We start from the raw sequence: 7,931 nt of genomic DNA on the forward strand, positions 1-7,931 counted from the left end.
AATGTACAATCACCCTGTCCCCTTCCCGGACATAGTTCAACATTTCCTGAAATTTAGGTCGGTCAGTATTTTTACCTGAAGCACGGTCAACAAAAATCCGGTCGACCTCAATTCCTTCAAGTTGACGTCCAGTGTTTTGCTCGACAGAACTTACCCGGACATACCCTACTTTTTGGCCTTTCACTTTTTCACGCCCCAATTGGATAAAAATGAACAATTTCGTAAATTATAATTCTTTAACACTAAAGTTACATGTTACTTATGATTAAAAATCATTTAAATGATACATAATTTCATGAACTTTCAGATTGTAACTTTAGGGTATACTTTAAAGTTACACAAAACATCTATATGAAGACTAAAGTCCAAATTAGTGTTTATGTTGGTTCAATGTATTACATTTCGTATTTTCTATTTGTAACGTAATTTCAGTAATATTATGATTATGTTTTAGAACTTCTAAGGCCTTTTGATAGAGTTGATCTGTATTGCTATTCGGAGCAACCAAATGAGCAGTTAAATGAATATTTCTTGAGGATATAGCCCAGACTTTCAACTGATGAATCCCTTCAACGCCCTCTAGCTTCAATAAATCATTTCTTAACGACTCAATATCAATCTCATCAGGAACTCCTTCAAGCAGAATATGAATACTTTGTTTTAATAAAATCCAAGTTCGAGGTAAGACCCAGAAGCCAATTAACACAGCGATTACGGTATCAACCCACATCCACTGGGTAAAATAAATAACTATTCCTCCGATAATCACGCCTATCGATCCTAGAGCATCACTAAGAACTTCTAAATATGCACCTTTTATATTTAGACTTCCTTCAGCACTAGCAGAAAGGATTTTCATTGAAATCAAATTTATGACCAAACCAATGACCGCGACAATCATCATTCCAACACTTTGAATTTCAGCAGGATTCGTAAAACGTTGATAAGCTTCATATACAATATATATTGCTACCACAAAAAGCATCACCGCATTAAACAGAGCCGCTAAAATTTCAAATCGCTGATAGCCAAAAGTTCTTTTATCATCTGCGGCTTTTTTACCAATTTTGATAGCGGCAAGAGCAATAGCTAAAGCGGCTACATCAGTAAACATATGAGCTGCATCAGATAACAAAGCCAAACTTTGGGTAATAAAAGCAGCGACAACTTCTACTATTAAAAAAGTAGTCGTTAAACCTAAGGCAACCATTAACTTCTTACTATTTTCTTCAGTAACAACCGCATGGCTATGATCATGATGTTCTGACATAAAATATTTTCCTTATTCTATTTATGATGAGCAGAGATATTGGATAACAGCCAATATCTCTGCTGTAAATCGACTAATCTATTGGATTAAGAAACTTTCTTTTCATTTATCCAACGATAAAGCACGGGTAACAGCACCAAAGTTAGTAATGTTGAAGAGATAATCCCGCCAATCACTACGGTTGCCAGTGGCCGTTGAACCTCAGCCCCTGTTCCGGTTGCCAGCGCCATTGGTACAAAACCCAGTGAAGCCACACAAGCTGTCATCAACACTGGTCTTAAGCGCAAAATAGCCCCTTGCCACACGGCTTTATGCACTGGATATTTGTCCCTTAATTCCTTAATAAAGGTCAGCATTACCAGTCCATTGAGGACTGCAACACCAGATAAGGCAATAAAGCCAATTCCAGCTGACATCGATAATGGAATATCCCTTAGCCAAAGGAACAGCACACCACCGGTCAAGGCAAAGGGTACCCCGGTAAAGACCAATAGACTTTCTTTGACATTGTGAAAGACCGCCATCAGTAAAATAAAGATAGTGATTAAAGCCAGTGGAATCACGATTTGCATCCGTGCTTTGGCTGAAGCCAAATTTTCAAACTGACCGCCATATTCTATCCAATAACCACTTGGCAAAGTGTATGCTTTGAGCTGTGTCTGTACATCAGAAACAAAAGACCCTAAATCACGCCCTTCAACATTCGTTGTAACCACAACTCGGCGTTTACCATTTTCTCGACTGACTTGGTTGATTCCTTCAATGGTCGAGACTTGCGCGACATCCGACAATAAAATACTGCCACCATTTGGAAGCTGAATAGGTAACTGGGAAACAGATGCGACACTACGGTCTTGCTCTCCAAGACGGATAACAAAATCAAAACGACGATCGCCTTCTAAAATCTCTCCCACGCTTTGTCCACCAATACTTGCAGCCACCACATCCTGAATAGATTTCACACTCAAGCCATACTGGGCAGCTAAAGCTTTATCAATCTCTACATTGAGTAAAGGTAGACCCGAAGTTTGTTCAACTTTCACCGCACTGCTACCTGCGACTTGCTGAATGATTTTCGCGATTTTTGCAGCCTCAGTATTCAAAACCTGCATGTCATCACCAAAAACCTTCACCCCCACATCACTGCGTATACCTGAAATCAGTTCATTAAAACGTAGCTCAATAGGCTGAGAAAACTCACTGTTATTGCCGGGAATTGTCGCAAGATAAGCTTCCATTCGGGTTCGAAGTGCATCTAGGCTTTCTTTTGAATCTGGCCATTCCTCACGTGGTTTCAGCATGATATAACCATCGGAAATATTCGGTGGCATCACATCTGTCGCCACTTCAGCAGTCCCGGTACGGGCAAATATAGCTTTAATTTCGGGAAAGTTTTTCAGTAAAAGCTTTTCGGTATTTTCCTGAATACGTAAAGACTCTTCCAAGCCTGTGCTTGGAGAACGTAATTGCTGTACCGCAAAATCACCTTCACTCAGCTGGGGTGCAAACTCACTGCCAATCTTCGTGCTGAGCAGACCCGTAATGACCAGGAGACAAATGGCAAAAGTTAAAACCACCGCTTTGTAATGATAGGCTCCATCCAATATCTGTTGATATCGGGTTTTGAGCCAGATCATCCAACGGCTTTCCGTTTCTTTGATCTCCCCTTTAACCCATAAAGCAACTGCAGCGGGCACAAAGGTGATCGATAAAATAATAGCTGCCACCAGTGCGAGAACAACGGTTAAAGCCATCGGATGAAATAGTTTTGCTTCTACACCACTTAAAGCAAAAATCGGCAAATACACCACCAAAATAATAAGCTGACCAAAAATAAGAGGACGACGTGCTTGGCGGGCAGCCAGAAAAACTTCCTTAAAGCGTTCACTTTGTGTGAGAGGTCGTTTTAACAGTTGCTGTGTATGGGCTAAACGCCGGATACAGTTTTCGACAATCACCACAGCACCATCGACAATGATGCCGAAATCGAGTGCACCTAAACTCATCAGATTGGCACTGATATTTTTCTGTGCCATCCCGGTTAAGGTAAACAGCATAGAGAGTGGAATGACACAGGCAGTAATCAAGGCAGCACGGATATTCCCTAAAAACAGGAACAGAATGATGATGACCAGGATTGCTCCCTCTACCAAGTTTTTCTGAACGGTTTTAATCGCCTTCTCAACCAAGGTAGTACGGTCGTACACCGTTTCAATCACTACCCCTTTAGGCAAACTATTCTGAATATCTTGAAGCTTGGCATCCACAGCTTTAGAAACAGTCCGGCTATTTCCACCCATCGCCATCATGGCAATCCCTAAAACGGTTTCTTTGCCGTTATAGGTTGCCCCACCGGTTCTTAAATCATGCCCAATAGAGACTTGCGCAATATCACCAACCCGAATTGGGCTGCCATTTGGGCTACCCAGCATGGTGTTCTCAATATCAGAAAGCCCATTGAATGTACCCGGTACACGTACCGTCAGTTGCTGACCATTGTCTTCAATATAACCTGCACCTCGGTTCTCATTATTTTGCGCTAAAGCCTGTTGCAGTTGTTCTAATGAGATATTCAGTTGCTGCATCCGGTTTAAATCGGGAGAGACCACATAGGTTTTTTCAAAACCACCAATACTGTTGACCTCTGCAACTCCCTTAACACGTTGCAGTTGAGGACGCACAATCCAGTCCTGAATCTCACGCAAATCCATCGGCGTGTATGCAGTTCCATCCGGCTTTTTCGCATTCGGATCTGCCTTCAGTACCCATTGATAAATCTCACCGAGACCCGTAGAAACGGGGGACATCGTCGGTGCGATTTGTGCAGGCAACTCAGATTGCGCCTCCTGTATCCGTTGGTTAATCTGCTGACGGGCCCAATAAATATCAGTCCCATCTTTAAAGACAATGGTGACTTGAGAGAGTCCATAACGGGATATGGAACGGGTAAGCTCCAGATCCGGAATGCCAGCCATGGCATTTTCAATGGGATAGGTAATCCGCTGTTCGACTTCAAGCGCAGTAAAACCCTTGGCTTGAGTATTAATCTGGACTTGGGTATTGGTAATATCGGGTACAGCATCAATCGGGAGTTTCTGATAGCTATACACCCCGACCGCAATCCAGGTACAGACAAAGAGCAACACCCAAATCGCATTTTGTATGGAAAACTGAATGATTCGTTCGAATAAACCTTCTGGTTTTGGCAGATCAGAATTAATGTTCATGGCCTGCCTCGTCTTTTTCTAATTCAGATTTCAACAAGAAACTGCCTTGAGCGATATACTTCTGCCCTTCAGTCAGCCCAGAAATCACTTCAAGCCATTGTCCATCACTTGAAGCCTGCCCCAATTGCACTTTCTGTGCTTTTAAGTGGACTTGACCTTTTTGTTCTGAATCTACGATGAAAATACTGTCTTCACCTTCAATACTTTGCAGCGCAGACTTTTGAATCCGAAGGGCTGATTTTGCTGTAGCTTCCGGAATCAACACTCTCACTAACACATTAGAACGCAACTCAGTAGCTTGCGCATCGAGTTTTGCGCGCACCACCAGACGCCCTGTTTGTACATCTGCCTGAGAGGTTAAGCTTTGTACAGTAGCTTTATAGATTTGATCTGAATCATTCACTTTAAAGTCAATTTTTTGCCCGGCTTGCAGTTGACCTGAGAATTGATTCGGCAAATTAAACTCAAGCCATAAATCTTTCAGCTGTTCAATGACAAAGAGCTGATTAGCCAGTTGCACATTTTCACCGACCACAATATCTTTTTGACTGATCACCCCAGAGATCGGTGCTTTAATCAGAAAACGCCCATTGTTATTGCCACTTGCACCTAATGCATTTAAACGTGCTTGTGAGGACTGGACAGTAATCTGCGCTTGACGGTAGGCATTTTCGGCACGCTGGTAATCCTGTTTGGCAGAAATCCCCTGTGACCAGAGTTGCTGTTCGCGCTGGTAATCTTTACGGGCCAAATCCAGATTCACCTGTGCCATACGCAGATTTGCCTGTTGGTCGATCAGTTCAGGCACGATTAGTACAGCCAGCGTTTGTCCTTTTTGCACGCTCTGTCCTAAAGCCACATTGACCTGCTCGACATGACCACTAAAATTAGGCGATATATGCGCTTGTTGATCGGTATTCACCACCAATTTACCTGGCAGGGTTGTCAGCTTTTCAACCAATCCTGTGGATGCAACAGCAACTTTTAAACCTTGTTCAACCATTTGTTGGCTGGTCAGTTGTATTTCGCCTTCTTCAGCATGTCCTTCTTCAGAACTATCTTCATCAGAATGTTCGGCATTTCCCTCATCATGACCATGCCCCTCAGATTCAGTTTTTTTTGAACTTAACCAAATAACCAGACTGACCAAGACCGTAATCAGAATCAAAATTGCAATCATGAGAGACTGGGATATTTTTCCGTTTTGCTTGGCGTTCATTTTATCGTGCTCCCCCATTGATTAAATTTTGCGATGCTTCGACTGCCTTTTTATTCAGTTGTGTATAGGCATCCGAACGGCTAATTTCTTCATAACTTGTGCCAATACTGAGTGCCTCAGCTGCGAGGGCAGTTTGCCAAGCTTGACGTAGAATTTGTAATTGACCCAATCGAAGATTCTGCAGTTGGGTGGTTGCTTGCTGAACGTCGGTAATGGACAGTTTCCCTGCCTGAAACCCTTGTAAAGTACGGCTCTGAACTTTGGTCGCCAAAGTAACTTGTGCTGTTGTGGCATCGAACTGGCTACGTAAACCTTTGAGCTGATGCATGCTGTTGGCAATATTGAGTATTTGTTGCTTCAGCTCACGCTGCTGCTGTTGGTTCAGCAATATTTGCTGTTGCTGGACCATCGGGATCGCATATTGCTGGCGGTTGAAAATATTCAGTGGAATAGCCACGCCGATTGCCAAAGTCGTATCGTTGCTTTCATTAGGGGTTTTGCTACGTTTCATGCCTACATTTAAAGTCGGATTGGGACGTGCCTGAATTCTTAAATTTTCAATTTGATGATCCGATTGCTGAATGTTCAAGGCATAGAATTTTTCTAGCCACCCTTCAGCAATATACCGTTGCACAGTTTGGAGACTTTGCTCTGGCCAAGGGATAGCGGTTTTATTCAATTGAAGATGTGAAGATGTTTCTCCCCCCCACAAATTAGACAGCTGACGACCGGCAGCTTGTTTATTCAGCATCGCTTGCTGATAAAGTCGTTGGATTTCTAGCGCTTCAATTTGGGTACGCTCAAAATCAACCAGGGCAATACTGCCTGCCTGATAGCGTTTCTGGGCACTGTCCAGATTGGCTTTACTTGTTTTTAACTGTACTGAATAAGCAGACTGCTCAACCTCAGCAAGTGCAAATTGCGACCATGCAAATTTAACAATCAGTTGGCTTTGTGCCTTCCATAATTGCTGTTGCAATTGGATTTGTTGATTCGAGGTATTGGCAATCACCCGGTTCAGCTTACGCTGACCAAATAGATCTAGAGGTTGACTAACGCCAACATTGAATTCCTGTTCTTGACCTGAGCCAAAGCCAGACTGTTCTAAACTTATACTTGGATTCTGCCATAACCGACTTTGCTGAATATTCAATTCAGATATTTGCTGAACTTGTTGCCACAGCTTGTCTTGAGTCTGGTAACTTTGTACTTTTGCTAAAGCGGATTCAAAGCTGGTAACGTTTTCAGCATAGCTATATTGCATAGCCGCTGCACATATACAAGCAACCAAGCTATGACGCAAGAGTATAATTGATTGTGAAGACATGATTTTTCCCACTTATTTAAATAATAAAAGTGGTGGGAATGTTTTAGGCTACCCCACCATGAGCGGGGAAAATTCGGGAGGTGGGCTTTGTTGAAACAGGTCAGGAGCCTGATAGCTGTTTTTCCAATGAAATTGTGGATTCACTTTAACTTCAGAGCTTGGATGAAACACATCTACTTTTTCATTTTGTACAATCAAATGCGTCATCGATGGTAGATGATCTTGATGATCTTCACCGATTTCTAAATCGCTACTGAATGTTTTTATGTTTTCTGACTGTCCATTATGATCGTGTTGACGACTATCGCTGGCACACAAGGTATTTTGGTGATGACCAAAATGATAACTCTGCTGTGATTGAGGCTGTTGTTCATGGACACAAAAGGCCGCCGCCACATTCCAAAAGCTTTGGAACATGAACAATCCAACCAAGACTGTAATCCATGTAGTAGAACGCATCATCATAACAATCGAAAAATTTGTACCAAGTATAAGGCTTAGAGCCACTCCAAGGTCAAGCTTAATAAATTAAATTAAACATTCAATGAACACTGAATAGCCGGCACTTTTGCAAATTTACCTTGTCTCTATAAGCTCACATCAATTTCAGGTAAGAATAACTGAACCGTACCGGATTTGTCGGAGACTAACCCAGTACGGTTCACTTTAACTACCAAGGACTCAGGTTTTGGAACGTTCGGTTGTATGAAGACCAATTGGTAGTTCGATAGATTTTAGGTGTAGGTTTATTCATTCAAAAATTATATTGTGGAAATAGGCCTTTAACGATAGGTTGGCTTTGTTGCATAAAGATTTTAAAGATAGAGCTTTCCTAAGTTGTTTAAATTTAAGTGACAACTTGGGTATGAGCTCGGCCTAATTCCATAA

General features: G+C 42.2%; 6 protein-coding genes. All 6 read right to left on the reverse strand.

Annotation, left to right across the window (positions count from 1 at the left end; translation table 11 throughout):
- On the reverse strand, nucleotides 1-184 hold a 184-nt coding region (locus tag VF675_RS12955; RefSeq protein ID WP_440205329.1), incomplete at its 3' end, for a recombinase family protein.
- Between the two features lie 186 nt (nucleotides 185-370).
- Entirely contained in the window at nucleotides 371-1,270 is a 900-nt protein-coding gene (locus tag VF675_RS12960; RefSeq protein ID WP_005028603.1) for a cation diffusion facilitator family transporter, read from the reverse strand.
- An 86-nt stretch (nucleotides 1,271-1,356) separates the two neighbouring features.
- On the reverse strand, nucleotides 1,357-4,497 hold the full coding sequence (locus VF675_RS12965; protein ID WP_096902762.1) for an efflux RND transporter permease subunit: 3,141 nt from the start codon (nucleotides 4,495-4,497) through the stop codon (nucleotides 1,357-1,359).
- Complete coding sequence (locus VF675_RS12970) at nucleotides 4,487-5,716, reverse strand: efflux RND transporter periplasmic adaptor subunit (protein ID WP_016658777.1); 1,230 nt, start codon at nucleotides 5,714-5,716, stop codon at nucleotides 4,487-4,489. Before VF675_RS12970 ends, VF675_RS12965 begins: the two co-directional genes overlap by 11 nt.
- Before the next feature lies 1 nt (nucleotide 5,717).
- A complete protein-coding gene (locus VF675_RS12975) occupies nucleotides 5,718-7,043 on the reverse strand; it encodes a TolC family protein (protein WP_035269736.1) in 1,326 nt (441 codons plus the stop codon).
- Between the two features lie 48 nt (nucleotides 7,044-7,091).
- Complete coding sequence (locus VF675_RS12980; RefSeq protein ID WP_225530251.1) at nucleotides 7,092-7,505, reverse strand: cation efflux protein, CzcI-like; 414 nt, start codon at nucleotides 7,503-7,505, stop codon at nucleotides 7,092-7,094.
- Nucleotides 7,506-7,931 lie beyond the last annotated feature (426 nt).

It is taken from the genome of Acinetobacter sp. Lyrl_1 (assembly GCF_051948795.1).
GTDB classification, from domain to species: domain Bacteria; phylum Pseudomonadota; class Gammaproteobacteria; order Pseudomonadales; family Moraxellaceae; genus Acinetobacter; species Acinetobacter towneri.